At 73.7% G+C, this 16,555-nt stretch carries 11 protein-coding genes; 3 read left to right on the top strand and 8 right to left on the bottom strand.

Annotated features, from left to right (window positions below; genetic code table 11):
- Positions 1–4: 4 nt before the first annotated feature.
- Complete coding sequence (locus YIM_RS25120) at positions 5–781, bottom strand: acetoin reductase (protein WP_153032675.1); 777 nt, start codon at positions 779–781, stop codon at positions 5–7.
- Positions 782–858: 77 nt separating this feature from the next.
- Positions 859–1,431, bottom strand: coding sequence for a helix-turn-helix domain-containing protein (locus tag YIM_RS25115; RefSeq protein ID WP_153032674.1), 573 nt, complete (start codon positions 1,429–1,431; stop codon positions 859–861).
- A 13-nt stretch (positions 1,432–1,444) separates the two neighbouring features.
- Between YIM_RS25115 and YIM_RS25110 the strand changes: the two genes are divergently transcribed.
- On the top strand, positions 1,445–2,005 hold the full coding sequence (locus tag YIM_RS25110; RefSeq protein WP_153032673.1) for a GNAT family N-acetyltransferase: 561 nt from the start codon (positions 1,445–1,447) through the stop codon (positions 2,003–2,005).
- Here YIM_RS25110 and YIM_RS25105 read toward each other — a convergent pair.
- The 5 genes from YIM_RS25105 to YIM_RS25085 are packed head-to-tail and all read right to left on the bottom strand — an operon-like array spanning position 2,002 to position 7,258.
- Positions 2,002–2,421 (bottom strand): hypothetical protein, encoded by a 420-nt coding sequence (locus YIM_RS25105; RefSeq protein ID WP_153032672.1) that lies wholly within the window; start codon positions 2,419–2,421, stop codon positions 2,002–2,004. The two genes, YIM_RS25110 and YIM_RS25105, sit on opposite strands and share 4 nt — an antisense overlap.
- 29 nt (positions 2,422–2,450) lie before the next feature.
- Entirely contained in the window at positions 2,451–3,110 is a 660-nt protein-coding gene (locus YIM_RS25100) for an ABC transporter ATP-binding protein (RefSeq protein ID WP_153032671.1), read from the bottom strand.
- Complete coding sequence (locus tag YIM_RS25095; protein ID WP_153032670.1) at positions 3,107–3,802, bottom strand: ABC transporter ATP-binding protein; 696 nt, start codon at positions 3,800–3,802, stop codon at positions 3,107–3,109. Before YIM_RS25095 ends, YIM_RS25100 begins: the two co-directional genes overlap by 4 nt.
- Entirely contained in the window at positions 3,795–6,374 is a 2,580-nt protein-coding gene (locus YIM_RS25090) for an FtsX-like permease family protein (RefSeq protein WP_153032669.1), read from the bottom strand. Before YIM_RS25090 ends, YIM_RS25095 begins: the two co-directional genes overlap by 8 nt.
- 11 nt (positions 6,375–6,385) lie before the next feature.
- Complete coding sequence (locus YIM_RS25085; protein WP_153032668.1) at positions 6,386–7,258, bottom strand: LysR substrate-binding domain-containing protein; 873 nt, start codon at positions 7,256–7,258, stop codon at positions 6,386–6,388.
- A gap of 70 nt (positions 7,259–7,328) precedes the next feature.
- On the opposite strand from YIM_RS25085, the gene YIM_RS25080 reads away from it, so the two are divergent.
- Both YIM_RS25080 and YIM_RS25075 read left to right on the top strand, forming a co-directional pair.
- Complete coding sequence (locus YIM_RS25080) at positions 7,329–8,540, top strand: pyridoxal phosphate-dependent aminotransferase (protein WP_153032667.1); 1,212 nt, start codon at positions 7,329–7,331, stop codon at positions 8,538–8,540.
- Complete coding sequence (locus YIM_RS25075; RefSeq protein WP_228004002.1) at positions 8,512–9,249, top strand: class I SAM-dependent methyltransferase; 738 nt, start codon at positions 8,512–8,514, stop codon at positions 9,247–9,249. The genes YIM_RS25080 and YIM_RS25075 overlap by 29 nt, the downstream gene beginning before the upstream one ends.
- On the opposite strand, the gene YIM_RS25070 is transcribed toward YIM_RS25075, so the two are convergent.
- Complete coding sequence (locus tag YIM_RS25070) at positions 9,246–16,514, bottom strand: type I polyketide synthase (protein WP_153032665.1); 7,269 nt, start codon at positions 16,512–16,514, stop codon at positions 9,246–9,248. The two genes, YIM_RS25075 and YIM_RS25070, sit on opposite strands and share 4 nt — an antisense overlap.
- Positions 16,515–16,555 lie beyond the last annotated feature (41 nt).

The following is a 16,555-nucleotide window of genomic DNA, read 5'->3' as shown; positions in this document are numbered from 1 at the left end:
CGGGTCAGGCGAACTGGATTCCGCCATCGATCATCACCGACTGCCCGGTCATGTAGTCCGAATCGGGGGAGGCCAGGTACGACACGTAGGACGCCACGTCCTCCGGCACCGAGACCCGGCCGAGGTGGATCAGGTTGGAGTACTTCTCGATCGCCTGGCCCTTCCGGATGCCCTCGGACTCGGCCAGCTTCTCGTCGATCAGGTCCCACATCGCGGTCCCGACGATGCCGGGGCAGTAGGCGTTGACGGTGATCCCGTGCTTGGCCCACTCCATCGCCGCCGCCTGGGTCAGCCCGCGCACCGCCCACTTCGACGCCGAGTAGTGCCCCAGCAGCGCGAACGGCCGGTGCGCCACGATCGACGCCGCGCCGATGATCTTCCCGCCCCCGCCCTGCGCGATCATCTGCTTGGCCGCGGCCTGGTAGCACAGAAAAATGCCGCGGGCGTTGATCGCCATCATCCGGTCCCAGTCCTCGGGCGTCACCTCGAGCAGCGGCAGCACCTGCGCGATCCCCGCGTTCGCGACCATCACCTCCAGCGAGCCGAACGCGTCCACCGTCTCGGCGACCATGCGGGTGACCGATTCCGGGTCCGACACATCGGCGGTGATCACGGCCGAGCGGCGCCCGGCGTCGCGGATCTCCTTGGCCACGGTCTCCAGTTCACCCGCGTTGGCGGGGATGTCGTTGACCGCGACGTCGTGCCCGTCGGCGGCGAGCCGCAGCGCGATCCCCTTCCCGATCCCTCGTGCCGCACCGGTGACGAGTACGTTCCTGCTCATGCGATGACTCCTTTGTGGTCGCTGGGCCTGAACGGAAACTAGGCGGGCCCGGGCGGCGCCGGCAGAGTCGCGCTGTCTCAGTTTGAGACAGCCCCGCGCGGGCGCATGATCAGCGCGGCCACGAAGTACCGGCAGGTCACCGCGCCGCGGTTGGCGTACCCGTGCGGGGTGTCGGCGGCGAGGTACAGCGAATCACCCGCGCCCAGCTCGACTTCGCGGTCCCCGACGGTCATCGTCAGCACGCCCTCGGTCACCGCGATGAACTCGTGCGACCCGGCCGCCCACGGCCCGTACGTGCCCGGTTCACACCCGGGCGGCAGGGTGACCGCGATCCATTCGAAGTTGACCCCCGGCACCACCGGCGTCAGTATCGTCCGGCTCCAGCCACCGGGTTCGTGCACCAGGTCCTGCTCGTCCGCCCGGCGCAGGACCATCCGCTGCGCTTCGGGATCCTCGATGAGCCGGGACAGCCGCACCCCCAGCCCGGTGGCGATGCGGTCGAGCACCACCACGGTCGAGGCCTTCTCCCCACGCTCCACAGAGGACAGCATGCTCGGGCTGACCGACGACCGGTCGGCCAGCGCCTGCAGGGTCAGGCCCCGCTCCGCACGCAGCACCTGCACGCGCTTGCCCAGCGCAACGAGATCCATATACGCTATAGTAATGAACTCGTCCGCTATAGCGAAGACCGGTGCGGTGAACGGCCTGCGGGTGGCGAAGCGGGAGGATCTCCCACAGATCGCCGAGATCTACGCGCATTACGTGCGGACCAGCGTGGCCACCTTCGAACTCACCCCGCCCGACGCCGCCGAGTGGGAACGCCGCTTCGCCGCCGTGACCGAGGCCGGACTGCCGTTCCTGGTGGCCGAAGCCGACGGCGCCGTCGCCGGATACGCCTACTGCGTGCAGTGGAAACCGCGCCCCGCCTACCGGCACGCGGTGGAGAACTCGATCTACATCGCGCCGGACGCGGCGGGACGCGGCTTCGGCGGCGCACTGCTCGACGAACTGCTGGCCCGCTGCGCCGAAGCCGGGATCCGCGAGGTGATCGCGGTGATCGCCGACTCCGGCGACCCGGCATCGGCGGAACTGCACCGCCGCCGCGGCTTCACCGAAGCCGGTCGCCTGCGCCGGGTCGGCTTCAAGCACGGCCGCTGGCTGGACACCGCGCTGTGGCAGCGCAGCCTGACCCCGCCGAGCTCGCCCTCGCCCGGAACGGACTAGCGGAGCTTGGCGCGGAACCAGTCCGGCAGGTTCTGCTCGGAGCGGGGAAACCGTTCCTGCTCCAGCACGTACTGATCGGCGGCAGGCGGCACCCGGAAGGCGGGCTCGTTGTCCCGGTCGAATTTCGCGTGGAAGGTCGCGGGCGGATCGATCACCAGCCTGAGGGAGAACCAGGTGCCGAATCCCTCGGCGTACATTCCCTTGCGCAGCCTGGACAGCGGCTGGGAAACCTCCTTCGGCGCACGGACCTGCTGGGTCGAGCCGTCACCCAGCCGGGCGGCGAAAGCCGGGCTCGCCTGGCGGCCGAGCACCAGGAAATCGAAGAGCAGCCGTTGCCAGCCCGCCGGTGCGGCCGCCGTCAGCGTCTTCGTGATTTCGCCGAGCAGTTCGTTCTGCTCGATCGGGTTCAGCGTCATGCCGTGGGGTGCTCTCTCCAGTCCGCCGGTCAGTCCAGTGCCGCGGTGAGCACACCGTCGAGCAACCGCACGCGGCGGTCGGCGATCTCGTGCACGCGGTCGTCGTGGGTCGCGGCGATCACCGCGGCGCCCTCGGCCGCGCACTCGCGCAGCAGGCGCAGCACCGGGCCGATGCTCGCGCCGTCCAGGTGCGCGGTCGGCTCGTCGGTCAGCAGCACCTTGGGCCGTCCGCTGACCGCCCGGGCCAGCGCCACCCGCTGCTGCTGCCCGAACGACACCTCCGTCGGGTAGCGCTCGGCCAGCTGCTCCACGCCCAGTGCGGTGAGCAGCTCGGTCACCCTGGCGGTGATGTCCTCGCCGGTGGGCCGCAACCGCAGCGGCAGTGCCACGTTCTCCGCCACGGTCAGCTCGTTCGCCAGGCCGAGTGCCTGCGGCAGCACCGCGCAGGTGTGCCACGGCGGCGCGTCCCCGATCGGCACGCCGTCCAGGTACACCGAGCCGGCGTCGGGGGAGTCGAACCCGCCGAGCAGGGCCAGCAGCGCGCTCTTGCCCGAACCGGACCGGCCGGAGACGGTGGTCAGCTCACCGGCGTGCACCTGCAGTTCCAGGCCGCGCAGCACCTCGACGTCCCCGCTGGGATGGGCGAACCGCCGGTGCAGGCCCACCGCGCGCAGTGCCGGTTCGGTCATGCCGCCCGTCCTCTCCGGTCCTCGACGCCGGCCACCGTGCCCTCGGCCAGCCACACCACGCGCGAGCCGAGCGCGATCAGCCGGTCGTCGTGGGAGGCGGCCACCACGGTGAACTCGTCGGCCACCAGGTCGGCGATGGTCTCCAGGACCAGATCCGCCGACGCGTCGTCCAGCTGCGAGGTCGGCTCGTCGGCCAGGATCACCGCGGCACCGCGGGCCAGCGCGCAGCCGAAGGCCAGCCGCTGCTGCTGCCCGCCGGACAACGCGGTGAGCTGCCAGTCCGCGGTGTGCGCGAGCCCGAGCCGCGCCAGGATCGCGGGCGCGTCACAGGTGCGGCGCGCCGACTTCGCCGCCGCATACAGGTTGTCCTCAATGGACAAGTACTCGAGCAGGTTGTCCAGTGGCTGCTGGAAAACCACACCGAGGTGATCACGGCGCAGCAGCCGACGGGCCCGGTGGCCGAGCTTCGTGGTGTCGGTGGCGTCGAAACGCACCATGCCGCGCGAGGGCCGATCGACCTGGCCGAGCACGCGCAGCAGGGTGGACTTGCCCGAGCCCGACGGCCCGGCGAGCACGGTCAGGCCCCGGGACGGCACGGTGAACGCGGCGTCGTGCACGGCGGTCACCAGACCGGCCGGGGTCGGGTAGTCCACCCCCACGCCGGTGAGCTGGAACATCGGGACGTCAGGCACGCAGCAACTCCGCGGTCCGGGCGGTACGCACCGAGCGCACCGCGATCCAGCCAGCCATGGCCACCACCAGCACTGCGGCGGCGACCGCGCCGAGCACAAAAAGCGTCGGATCGGGCGGGGCCGAGCGCGGCGCCAGCCAGCGCGCCGGGTCGAACCGGGGCGCGGAGATCGCCGCGACGGCGACCCCGCAGGCCACCCCGGTCACCACCGCCATCCCGGCCAGCGCGCCGTGCTCGATCAGGTGGCTGCGCAGCAACGCGCGCGGGCGCATGCCCATGCGCAGCACCAGCGCGCCGGCCAGCGCGTTCTGCCGCCGCCGGACCTCGACCGCCACCAGCAGCGCCAGCACGGCGACCACGCCGAGCACCCCGCCGAGCACGATGACGAAGCTGAAGGTCCACTCGACCAGGAGGAACGGCAGCGCGTCGAGCGCGGTCTGGCGGCTGACCTCGTTGGGGTGCGCCAGATCGGCCGCGGCCAGCGCACCGGTCAGCCCGGCCAGCGGCAGCTCGGACAGCACCGTCCACTTCGGAACGCCGGTGAGCTGCCGCGGGGTCAGCGAAGCCCGCGAGATCACATACCCCTGCTTGTTGCCGATGATCGGGAACATCGCGAGATCGGCGACCGGGACGGCGTTCCCGAGGCCGGGCAGCGCGGCGCTCTGCGACGGCCGGTGGCCCACCCGCAGCGCGGGCACCCCGTCCGGGCCCGCCGGGCCGAGCCGGTCCAGCAACGCCGGGTCGAAGTCACCGAGCCAGGCCGTTTCGGCGAACGAGGCCGGGTCCACCACCAGCACCACGCTGCCGGTGCCGGTCAGCTCGCCGACCACCGTGCTGTTGCCGCGCAACGCCTCGGGCAGCGGGACCTCGCCGGTCCCGATGGGGGATTCGGTGTCGGCACGGGAGTTCGCGCCGACGAACAAGCCGGACTTGGTCTCCAGCGCGTTCCGCTGACCGTTGGCGATGCCGTTGCCCGCGGCCAGGGTGCCCAGCGCCAGCACGCCGATCACCAGCACCCCGGTCACCGGGGCACGTGCCCCGGCCAGCCGCCGGATCGCCAGTTGCAGCACCGGACGCGACCAGAACCGCGCGCGGTGGGACGCGGCGAGCAGCAGCCACCCCACCCGCGCGGCCACCAAGCCCGCGGTGAGCACCACAAAAACCGGGTAGGTCAGCGCGATCGGATCGATCGGCGGCACCGGGTCGGTGGCCTGCAGCGCCGGCCGCTCGGTCAGCCGGAGCCAGCCGATCAGCGCCAGCGCGGCCGCGCCCAGTTCCCACGGCAGCCAGAACAACACCTGCCGCGCGCGCCCGCCGCTGACCCGGCCCAGCTGGAACTCCCGGTGCACCCGCACCGCGACCACCGCGGCCAGCAGCAGGACCGACAGGGCCAGCACTCCGGCCGCGGCGGCGACCGACAGCAGTTTCGCCGGTGCGCTCGCGGCACCGGGCGGCCCGTAGACACCGAGCAGGACGTGCGCGAGCACGGTCCCCGCCGCGCCACCGGCCAGCAGCGCGATGCCCAGTTCCGCCACCGCGAGCCCGCCCAGCGCCAGCGGCCCGGCCCCGCGCGTGACGTGCAGCCGGATGTGCCGGTAGCGCCGCTGGTACCACTGGAGCCCGACGGTGCCGATGCCGCCGAGCCCGACCAGCACGCTCAGCGCGGCCAGCGGCAGGATCGAGTCACGCACGTTCTCCTGCGCCAGCCGCGCGATGTCGGTCGAAATCCCGAACGGCGCGCCCGCGTCCAACCGCGTTCCCGGCCCCAGATCGGCGCGGACCGCGGCCACCAGTTCGCTCGCCCGGCGGGTCTGGTCCTCGGCTTCGGCCACCGTCGCCGGTGCGGGCGCGTCGAAGGTGATGCGCACCGATTCCAGCGCCGGCGCGCCCGCGGCGGAGGCGGCCTGGAAGAAGCTCGCGCGATCGGTGGCGAACACGATCGCCCCACCGGCGGGGTCGACCTTGCGCTGCTGCACCGCCAGCCCGGCCTGCGAGCACCACCAGCGCGGTGCGGGGTTGAGCAGATCCTGGTACACCCCGACGACCGGCGGCATCGCGCCACCGGCACCCCGCGTGCCCAGGCTCAACCCGGCCTGGGAGAACAGGTCCTTGCCCATCCACACCCCTGGTGCGCGGCTGCCGTCGAACAGGGTGAGCTGGTCCAGACCACCATCGGTGTAGCCGAGCCGGGTCTTGTAGTTCGTGCCGGCGAACTCGACGTTGTTCAGATCGGGCGTGTACATCGCGATCCGGGGTTCGCCGAAACCGTGCGCCGGGGCGTGCCGCCGGACCGCGTCGAGCGTCGCGGGCACGGTGGCGGGGGAGACGTCGCGCTGGGCGAACGAGGGCCCGTACAGGTCAGGGCAGGTGGTCTCGGCCTGCGCGGACACCGTCGCGCCACCGGCCGCCGAAGCGTGCAGCACCGCCGCCCCGGCGAGGAAGCAGGCCAGCAGCGCGGTGACCCCGGCGACGAGCAGGGTCAGCGGACTCGACAGCGCGGCACGCGGGGCGTTGCGCCACGGACCGGCACCGCGGTGTTTTCTCGACGTGGCCGACCCCCTGCGACTGCGCATGGAGACGCACGTTACCGGGCAGCGCCAGGTGAATTCGCCGGGTTGGGCACTTTCGCTGTGTTCGTGACAAAGGCGTGCAGTGCGCTGAGTACCGCGGTGATCGCGGGGCGTGCCCGTGATCCCTTCCGCAGCACCGCGTCGATCCGGCGGTGCCGGTCCAGCGAAGTGCGCGGCACGGCGGTTCCCGCCAGGGCGAGACCGGGCAGGATCGCCGCGCCCGCACCACGGGCGAGCAGCGCGGCGATCATCGGCAGGCCGTCGAATTCCCAGCGCACGGCCGGTTCGATGCCCAGTTCGCGCAGCAGCCGGTCGGTGCCGGGCCGCGACGGCTGCCCCGGCGGCGCGCACAGCCAGATGCCGCCGTCGGGATCACCGGCCAGGTAGAGCGGGTCGCGGTGCAGCACCTCCCGGTGCAGGCCGGGCTCGGCGGGGACGTGGTCCAGCCAGTCGTCGACCACCGCGATGTCGGTTTCGCGGGTGCGCAGGCGCCGCAGGGATTCGTCCGGGCTGTGCTGGTGCAGCACCAGTTCCAGGTCGGGATGCGCGCGGCTGACCTCGATCAGCGCGCCCGCCCACGCGGCGGCCGCGGTGGGAATGGTGCTGACCACCACGCGGCCCCGCACGGTTGTTCCGGCGAGATCGGCCTCCGCGGCTTCGGCGGCGTCGAGGATGACCGCCGCGTGCGCGGCCAGCGTGTGCCCGGCTTCGGTGAGCGTGGCGCTGCGGGCGGTGCGTTCCAGCAGCGTCCGGCCGACCTCGCGTTCGAGCACGGTCAGCTGCTGCGACACCGCGGAGGCCGAATAGCCGCTCGCCGCGGCCGTGGCGGCGATCGTGCCGTGCACGGCGAACTGGTGCAGCAGGGCCAGGCGGCGCAGTTCAAGCATCACCAGAGCTTACGCTCACCCCCATTTAGTCCCGCTGTACATGACGCTCGGGCGGCGGGACGGTGGAGGCATGAAGGTCTCGACCGTTTCCCCGACCCTGGCCGTCAACGAAGAGGTCGCGCGGCGCCGCGCGGCCGGTCTGCCCACCGTCCCGCTCGGCTTCGGCGAAGCCGGCATCCCGGTGCACCCGCTGCTCACCGCCGCACTCGGCGACGCCGCACCGGCCGCCGGATATGGCCCGGCAGCGGGCATTCCCGAACTCCGCGAGGCCGCCGCCGGGTACTGGACCCGCCGGGGCGTGCCCACCGAAGCCGACGACGTGGTCGCCGCACCCGGCAGCAAAGCGCTGCTGTGGGCGGTGCTCGGCGCCGCCGGTGGCGGGGTCGCGCTGCCGAAGCCGAGCTGGGTCAGCTACGCCGCGCAGGCCGCGCTGCACGGACTGCCGTGCCACCTGGTGCCGGGCGCGGCGGGCGTGCCCGACCCGGAGCGACTCGACGCGCTCGGCCCCGAGCTGAACACCGTGGTGCTGACCCTGCCCGACAACCCGACCGGCGCGGTCGCGCCACCGGAGACCGTGCGCGCGGTGTGCGAGGTCGCCGAAAAGCACGACCTGCTGATCCTGTCCGACGAGATCTACCGCGACCTCGTGCACGATTCCGCCACGCCGTTCCTCAGCCCGGCCGAGGTGGCGCCGGAGCGCACGGTGGTGACCACCGGGCTGAGCAAGAACCTGGCGCTGGGTGGCTGGCGGATCGGCGTGGCCAGGTTTCCGCGGCGGTCGCTGCGGGACGCGGTGATCGGCATGGGGAGCGAGGTCTGGTCGGCTCCGGCGCAGCCCGTGCAGAAGGTCGCCGCGCTCGCCTTCACCGAACCCGCCGCGCTGCGCGAGCGCATCGAAGCGAGCCGGCGCCTGCATTCCCGGGTCGCGGCGGCCGTCGCCGGAATCCTGACCGGAGCGGGCGTCGCGTGCGCGCCGCCGCGGGCCGGTTTCTACCTGTACCCGGACTTCACCGGCTGGACCGTGCCCGACGACCGCGAACTGGCCGCGCGCCTGCTCGACCTCGGCGTCGCCACCCTGCCCGGCTCCGCGTTCGGTGACGACCCCGGCGCGTTGCGGCTGCGCATAGCCACCAGCTTGCTCTACGGCGAGAACGAGGACCAACGGCACGAAGCGCTCGCCAGCGACGACCCCGCGCGGCTGCCGTGGATCACCACCCAGCTGGATCGCTTCGGTGACGCCCTACGCTCGGCTGGTGAACGATTTGGCCCGCGCCTGGGATGAAGCCGCCGAAGGGTACGAAGCCTACTTCGTGCCCCGGTTCGCGCCGTGGGTCCGCACCGCGGTCGACGCGCTCGGGCCGCTGCCCGACGGGCCGATCCTGGTGCCCTGCTGCGGCACCCTCCCGGAGCTGGACGCGCTGACCGAGCGGTTCCCCGGCCGTCCGATCACCGGCCTCGACCTGTCGGCCGGAATGGTGCGCCTGGCTGCCGCCCGCGCCGCCGGTAACCCGCTGGTCAGCGTCGTCGAAGGGGACGCGGTCACGCTCGATCCACAGTGGACCGGGCGGTTCGCGGGCGTGGTGTCGGTGTTCGGCCTGCAACAGCTCCCCAAGCCCGAGGCCGCACTCGACGCATGGACGGCCGCACTGCGCCCCGGCGGTCGGTTGTCGGTGGTGTTCTGGCCAGGCACGCCGGAAACCGACGGCCCCTTCGCGGTCATGCGGGAGGCACTGAGCCCGCACGTGCCCCCGTCGGACCGTTCGTGGGAAGACCGCCTCACCGGCTTCACCCGCGACGAGTACGTCACGCACCCCATGACCCACCCCGACGCGGCGACCGTGTTCGAGGCCTACGTCCGCTCGGGGCCGCTGCGCCCACTCGCCACCGCGCGCGGGGAGTCCTTCGTGGCCCAGCTACGCGAGGACTTCCTGCGCCTGGCCCCAGCCGGCGAATGGACCCACCACCCGCAAGCACGTCTGCTCGTACGCTAGCGGTTCTCCCAGGCACGGATGGCCTCGACCGTGGTGCTCGTGTGTTCGTCCAGCACGGTGAAGTGGTTGCCCGGCACGCGGACCAGGTCGTGCGGTAGTGGCCAGTCCTGTTCCGCGGCGGCGTGCTCGGCGCGCAGCATCAGCGTCGGCACTCCGGTGGGGTCCGGATGCCAGCCGCCGAAAATGCGGGTGTAGGCGCCCATCGCGGCCATCGCATCGTCCGGCACAGCGGCGTCGAACGCCTCACCGAGGGTGAGCGCGGCGTGCGCGGGCAGGGAGAGCAGCCAGTCGGCCTCCTGGTTCTCCTCGGTCACGTGGTACGTGTCGATCAGGATCACCCCGGCCGCCCCGATGCCCTCGCGTTCCAGTTCGGTGGCGACCGCGTGCGCCACCGAGCCGCCGGTCGACCGGCCCACCAGCACGAACGGCCGGTCCCCGACCAGTTCCAGCACGGTGTCCGCGTGCAACCGCACCAGCGCCTCCCGATCGGCGGGCACGGACGTGCCCGGCCCGAACCCGGGATGCGTCAGCACGTGCACCTCGCGCTCACCGTCGAACAACGCGGCGAACCGGGTGTACTCGCCGGGCCCCGGGCTGAACGACGGCAGGCAGATCAGCGCGGGCGCCCGGTCACCACGGGCCGGCGTGACCGGGGCGAGCCGATGTTCGGCGCGCTGGTCGACGCCGAAGCTCGGCGACGCCCAGGAAGCGGTGATCAGCATGTACATCGCGGCGACGACCTGACCGGCCTCGCAGACCCGCCGGTACAGCGAAGCCAGCGTGCCCGGCGTGCTCGCGGGCGGCGGCGTGCCCAGCTGCGTGGCGAGGTGCTCGGCGAGCGCGGCGGGCGTCGGGTGGTCGAACACCACCGTCGCGGCCAGGTGCGCGTCGAGCAGCGCGGCGAGCCGGTTGCGCAGTTCCACCGCGGTCAGCGAGTCGAAACCGAGCGCGGAGAACGCCTTGTCCGGCTCGATGGCGCTGGTGTCACGATGCCCGAGCACATCGGCGACGGCCTGCAGCACCAGCTCTATCGGGGTGCGTCCGCGGTGCCGCGCGGGCGCTCCCGCGGACGCCGCGGCGATCGGGCGCACCGGCCGCAGCAATCCACGCAGCCGCGGCGGCACCGCCTGACCGGGCCGCAACGCGCTCTGGTCGAGCAGGATCGGCGCCAGCACCGGCTCCTCACCGGCCAGCGCCGCGTCGAACAGCGCCAGCCCGTGCTCGGCCCGCATCGGGGCCACGATGGACGGCGCGTTTTGCCCGGACATGCCGTGCTCGGTGTGCCACTGGCCCCACGCCAGCGACAGCGCCGGGAGCCCGAGGCGGTGGCGGTGGCGGGCGAGCGCGTCGAGAAAGGCGTTGGCCGCGGCGTAGTTGCCCTGCCCCGCGTTGCCCAGCACCCCGGCGGCCGAGGAGAACAACACAAACGCGGCCGGGTCGCCCGCCAGCTCGTGCAGATGCCACGCGGCGTCCACTTTGGACCTCAGCACGGTGGTCAGCCGCTCGGGGGTGAGTGCGGTCAGGATGCCGTCGTCGAGCACCCCGGCCGCGTGCACCACGGCGTCCAGCGGCCCGATCTGACGCAGCAGCCCGGCGAGCTCGGCCCGGTCGCCGACGTCGCAGGCCACCACCTCCGCGCCCAGCTCGGCCAGGTCGGCGGCCCCCGGCGCGTCCGGGCCCCGGCGGCTGGTGAGCACGAGCCGCTCCACGTCGTGCCGGGTGAGCAGGTGCCGCGCCAGCAGCCCGCCGAGCGCGCCGGTGCCGCCGGTGACCAGCACCGTGCCATCGAGGGTCCGCCTGCCCGGCGGAGGTGGCGCCACGGTGAGCCTCGGCACCCGCAGCTGACCGTCGCGAATGGACACTTCGGGTTCGCCGGTGGCCACCGCGGCGGCGATCAGCTCACGGTCCCCGGGATCACCGTCGATCAGCACGAACCGGCCGGGGTGCTCGTTCTGCGCCACCCGGACCAGCCCGCAGGCGGCCGCCGCGGCCGGATCCGCGCCGTCGGCGACCAGCACCAGCGGCCGCTCGCCGTCGAGCGACTCGTGCAGCCAGGCCAGCGTGAGCCCGGCCAGCACGTGCGCGCGTTCCACCATCTCCGGCGCGGTCGCGGTCAGCGGCCGCAGGTCGAACTCGCGGTGGTCCGTGCCGCGCGGAACGCTCTGCCACACCGGCCGCAGCAACGCGCTGTCGGCCTCGGCCGATGGCAGCGCACCGGCCGGCAGCGGGCGGGTGACCAGCGAGTCGATGCGTGCCACCGGATTGCCGTGGTGGTCGTCGATGGCCACGGCGAACGCGTCACGCCCGGCCGGGGTGAGCCGGGCCCGCACGGCGGTCGCGCCGGTGGCGTAGAGGCGCACCCCGGACCACGCGAACGGCAACCGGATCTCGCCGACCGCGCCGTCGGCGAGCAGTTTCGCGTGCACCACCGCGTCGAGCAGCGCCGGGTGCAGTGCGAACCGCCCGGCCTCGGGCACCCTGACCTCGGCGTAGACGGTCTCGCCGTCGCGGTGGATCGACCGCACACCCTGGAACGCCGGGCCGTAGTCGTAACCACGGGTGGCCAGCGCGGCGTAGGCCGAAGCGAGGTCCACCTCGTCCAAATCGGACTCGAACTCCGGCCAGCTGTCACCGGCGGGCGGTTCGCCCTGGGTGACCACCCGGCCGGTGGCGTGCAGCACCCATGGCGCGGTGTCGCCGTGGCGGGCGTGCAGGGACAGCTGGCCGGTCTGGTCGAGCAGCACCTGCACGGCCAGCTCACCGTCCTCGGGCAGCACCATCGGCGTGCGCAGCAGGAACTCGGCCAGCGTGCCGTCGGCCGCGTGCAGCGCCATGTCCACCAGCGCCGCGGCGGGCACCACCAGCGTGCCGGAGATCCGGTGGTCGGCCAGCCACGGGTGCGTGCGCACCGAAAGCGTGCCGGTGAACAGGGTCTTGTCGGTACCGGCGATCGGGCGGCCAGCCGAGAGCACCGACAGCGTCGGGTCCTCACCGGCGTCGTCGAGCCAGAACCGCGACCGCTGGAAGGCGTAGGTGGGCAGGTCGGCGGCCGGGGCACCGGTGAACATCGCCGCCCGGTCCAGTTCCGCGCCGTGCACCCACAACCGGGCCACCGCCGCGGTCACCGACGGCGACATCGGCGCGAACACACCGTCGGCGGTCTCCTGCGCGGGCGCGGTGAGCACCGAGGACGGCCCCAGTTCGGCGAAGAGGGTGACCCCGGCGCCGGAGAGCGTGCGCACCGAGTCGGCGAACCGGACCGTGCGCCGGGCGTGGCGCACCCAGTAGTCGGGGGTGCTCAGCGTGCCCGGCTCGGCCACCCGCCCGGTCAGCCCGGACACCACCGGCCGCACCGGGTCCCGATAGGACAGTCCTTCCGCGACCGCGCGGAACTTGCCCAGCATCGGTTCGAGCAGCGGGGAGTGGAACGCGTGGCTGACTTCGAGCCGGGTGGTCCGGCGGCCCTGGGCGGCGTAGTCCGCCGCGAGCGCGAGCAGTTCGGCCTCGGCCCCCGAGACGACCACCGAGCGCGGGCCGTTCACCGCGGCGACCGCGAGCCGGTCCTCGGCTCCGGCGATGCTCGCGAGCACCTCGCGCTCACCGGCCTCGATCGCCACCATCGCCCCGCCCGGCGGCAGGTCCCGCATCAGCGAACCCCGCGCGGCGACCAGTTCGGCGGCGTCCCGGATGGCCAGCACCCCGGCCACGTGCGCCGCGGCCAGTTCCCCGATCGAGTGCCCGGCCAGGTAACCCGGCCGCATGCCCCACGACTCCAGCAGCCGGAACAACGCCACCTCGAAGGCGAACAACCCGGCCTGGGCGAAGTCGGTCCGGTCGAGCAGCGCCCGGTCGGACCCGGTGATCACCGCGCGCAGCGGGCGCTCGAGCAGCGGGTCGAGGAAGCGGCACACGTGGTCGAACGCGGTGGCGAACACCGGGAACGCGCGCAGCGGCTCACCCATGCCCAGGCGTTGCGCGCCCTGCCCGGAGAACAGGAACGCGAGCTGGCCGCGCGCGTCGGCGGTCCCGGTGAGCACGCGCGGATCGGGTTCTCCCGCCGCGAACGCCGCCAGCGCGCCGGGGGACAGGACCGCGGCCCGGTGCCCGAACGACGGGCGGCGCGCGAGGGTGTGCCCGACCGCGGCGGGCGGCAGGCCCGCCACCGCGCCGGCGAGCTTGGCGGCCTGCGCCCGCACATCGGTCGCGCTGGAGAGCAGCCACGGCAGATCGGGCGGCGCTTGGGCGGGCTCGTGCTCGTCCGGCGGCGCCTGTTCGAGGATCACGTGGGCGTTGGTGCCGCTGATGCCGAACGAGGACACCGCCGCCCGGCGCGGACGGCCGGTGTCCGGCCACGGGCCGGTGCGGTCGGCCAGTTCCAGCCCGGCCGACCAGTCCACGTGCGGGGACGGCGTGCCCGCGTGCAGCGTCTTCGGCAGCACCCCGTGCCGCATCGCCTCGACCATCTTGATCACCCCGGCCACCCCGGCGGCGGCCTGGGTGTGCCCGAGATTGGCCTTGACCGAACCGAGTCGCAGCGGCCGGGCGCGCTCCGGCCCGTAGGCCGCGAGCAGCGCCCTGGCCTCGATCGGGTCGCCGAGCGTGGTGCCGGTGCCGTGTGCCTCGACCGCGTCCACTTCGGACGGTCGCAGCCCGGCCGCGGCCAGCGCCCGCTGGATCACCCGCTGCTGGGCCGCGCCGCTGGGCGCGGTGAGCCCGTTGGAGGCGCCGTCGGAGTTGACCGCCGAACCCCGCAGCACGGCCAGCACCGGGTGCCCGAGCCGCCGCGCGTCGGACAGCCGTTCGAGCACCAGCAGCCCGACGCCCTCACCCCAGGCGGTGCCGTCGGCGCCGGCGGAGAACGGCTTGCACCGGCCGTCCGGGGCCAGTCCGCGGCTGCGGCTGAACCCGATGAACGAGTTCGGCGTGCACATCACCGTGGCGCCACCGGCCAGCGCCAGCGAGCAGTCACCGGCGCGCAGCGCGGCCGCCGCCCAGTGCAGCGCCACCAGTGACGAGGAGCAGGCGGTGTCCACGGTGATCGCCGGGCCGCGCAGGCCGAAGGTGTAGGCGATGCGCCCCGAGGCGACGCTGCCCGCCGAGCCGAGGCCCAGCTGCGCCTCCAGCTCGCCGGGCACCTGCCGGATCCGGGCGGCGTAGTCGTCGTACATCAGGCCCGCGAACACCCCGGTGTCGCTTTCCCGCAGCGAGCCGGGATCGAGACCGGCCCGTTCGAAGGCCTCCAGCGAGGTCTCCAGCAGGAGCCGCTGCTGCGGGTCCATCGCCAGCGCTTCACGCGGGGAGATGCCGAACGGCGCCGGGTCGAACTCGGCGGCGTCGTGCAGGAAACCGCCGCGGCGGGTGTAGGAGTGCCCCGGCCGGTCGGGGTCGTCGTCGAACAGCTTGTCCAGGTCCCAGCCGCGGTCGGCGGGGAACTCCGAGGTGGCGTCGACCTCGTCGACGAGCAGGCGCCACAGGTCCTCCGGCGAGCGCACCCCGCCGGGATAACGGCAGGCCATGCCGATGATCGCGATCGGCTCGGCGGAATCGGCGGTGACCGGCGCCCGCTCGGCGGGTTCGGCCTCACGCAGGTGCCTGGCCAGCTGGCGCGGGGTGGGGAACTCGAAGACCAGCGTGGCGGGCAGCGGCAGGCCGGTGCGCTCGCTGAGCCGGGTGCGCAGCTCGACCGCGCTGACCGAGGTGACACCGAGTTCGGTGAACGGCCGGTCCGGGGCCAGCTCGTCGTGCTCGGTTAGCCCGGCGGCGGCCGCGGTCTCACGCAGCACCAGGTCGAGCAGGTCGGGCTCGGCCGCGGTGAGCTGGTGGCGCAGGATCTTGCCCGAGCCGGTGCGCGGCACGTGGTCGATCCGGTGGAACTCGGCAGGCACCTTGATCGCGGCCAGCTCGCGACGGCAGGCCGCGCGCAGGCGGTCCGGCTCGAACCCGCTCGCCGCCGGGACCACGTAGGCGACCGGCACCTCTCCGAGCACCTCGTGCGCCCGCCCGGTCACCGCCACGTCGGCGACCTCCGGCAGCGCCGCGAGCACCCGTTCCACCTCGGCCGGGTGGATCTTCTCGCCGCCCCGGATGATCAGCTCGCTCAGCCTGCCGGTCAGTTCCAGCCGTTCGTGGCCGTCGAACCGGCCGAGATCGCCGGTGCGGTACCACTCGCCGGGCCGTAGCGGCGGCCTGCCGTGGTAACCGAGCATCAGGCTGGGACCACGCACCCAGACCTCGCCCTCGGCCCCGGCGGGCAGCTCCGCGCCGGTGTCCGGGTCGACCACGCGGACCTCCTGACCGGGCACCAGCGCGCTGCCGGCCGAGCGCGGGTCGCCGGGCACGGCCATGGTGATCTTGCCGCAGGCCTCGGTGCAGCCGTAGCCGTCGAGCAGCGGGGTGCCGAAGGCTTCCTCGAAGGCGTCGCGCAGGTCCAGGCTGGCCGGCGCGCCCGCGGTGAGGCAGAGCCGCGGCCCGCGCACGGTGCCGTCGGTGGCGGCGACGAGCTGGCGGTAGGTGGCCGGTACGCCGCCGAGCGCGGTGAACCCGCCCTCACGCAGCGCCTCCAGCGTCTCCTCGGCGGTGAACCCGGGCAGGATGCGCGCACTCGCGCCGACCACGGCCACCCCGACCACGCAGAAGGTGTGCGCGAAGGCGTGGTGCAGCGGCAGCGGCCACAGCAGCGTGTCGTGCTCACCGAAGCCGAGCACCGACTCGTAGCAGGCCTCCACGTTCCACAGCACCGATCGCTGGCTGGAGACCACACCGCGCGGGTGCCCGGTGGTGCCCGAGGTGTAGAGGATCCACGCGGGTTCGTCCAGGCCGAGGTCGTCGGGTGCGGGCAGCGGGGGAGCGGCGGTGGCCCACTCCTCGAAGGCGGGTCCGGTGACCAGCACCGGCCGGTCGGTGACGCGGCGGACCTGCGGCTCGTGCGCGGGGTCGGTGATCACCAGTGAAGCGCCGCTGTCGCGCAGCTGGAACTCGACGTCGGCGTCGGAGCCGCGCGGGTTCATCGGCACGCCCACCGCGGCCGCCCTGGTGACCGCCAGCAGGCCCTCGACCGCCTCGATGGTGTTGCCCAGCAGCAGCGCCACCTTCGCGCCCCGGCCCACTTCCGCGGCGAGGTGCCCGGCCAGCCGCGCGGTGCGCTCGCCGAGCTGGGCGTGGGTGATCGACCGGCGGGCGTCGCGGTAGGCGATCTTGCCCGCGAACCGGCCGGCGTTGTCCCGCAGCATCCCGGCGATCGGCCGGATCCGCGTGCCCTGCGCCATGTGTGTTGTCCCCCCGCGAGCCTCGGCTGGCACCAACTTAC

The organism is Amycolatopsis sp. YIM 10, assembly GCF_009429145.1.
GTDB lineage: Bacteria > Actinomycetota > Actinomycetes > Mycobacteriales > Pseudonocardiaceae > Amycolatopsis.
The sequence above is the reverse complement of the archived record's forward strand: the minus strand, read 5'-3'. Positions and strand labels throughout refer to the sequence as shown.

Coding starts and splice junctions, on each gene's coding strand:
- YIM_RS25120 (WP_153032675.1), bottom strand. CDS start 781: ATGAGCAGGAACGTACTCGTCACCGGTGCGGCACGAGGGATCGGGAAG.
- YIM_RS25115 (WP_153032674.1), bottom strand. CDS start 1,431: ATGGATCTCGTTGCGCTGGGCAAGCGCGTGCAGGTGCTGCGTGCGGAG.
- YIM_RS25110 (WP_153032673.1), top strand. CDS start 1,445: ATGAACTCGTCCGCTATAGCGAAGACCGGTGCGGTGAACGGCCTGCGG.
- YIM_RS25105 (WP_153032672.1), bottom strand. CDS start 2,421: ATGACGCTGAACCCGATCGAGCAGAACGAACTGCTCGGCGAAATCACG.
- YIM_RS25100 (WP_153032671.1), bottom strand. CDS start 3,110: ATGACCGAACCGGCACTGCGCGCGGTGGGCCTGCACCGGCGGTTCGCC.
- YIM_RS25090 (WP_153032669.1), bottom strand. CDS start 6,374: ATGCGCAGTCGCAGGGGGTCGGCCACGTCGAGAAAACACCGCGGTGCC.
- YIM_RS25085 (WP_153032668.1), bottom strand. CDS start 7,258: ATGCTTGAACTGCGCCGCCTGGCCCTGCTGCACCAGTTCGCCGTGCAC.
- YIM_RS25080 (WP_153032667.1), top strand. CDS start 7,329: ATGAAGGTCTCGACCGTTTCCCCGACCCTGGCCGTCAACGAAGAGGTC.
- YIM_RS25070 (WP_153032665.1), bottom strand. CDS start 16,514: ATGGCGCAGGGCACGCGGATCCGGCCGATCGCCGGGATGCTGCGGGAC.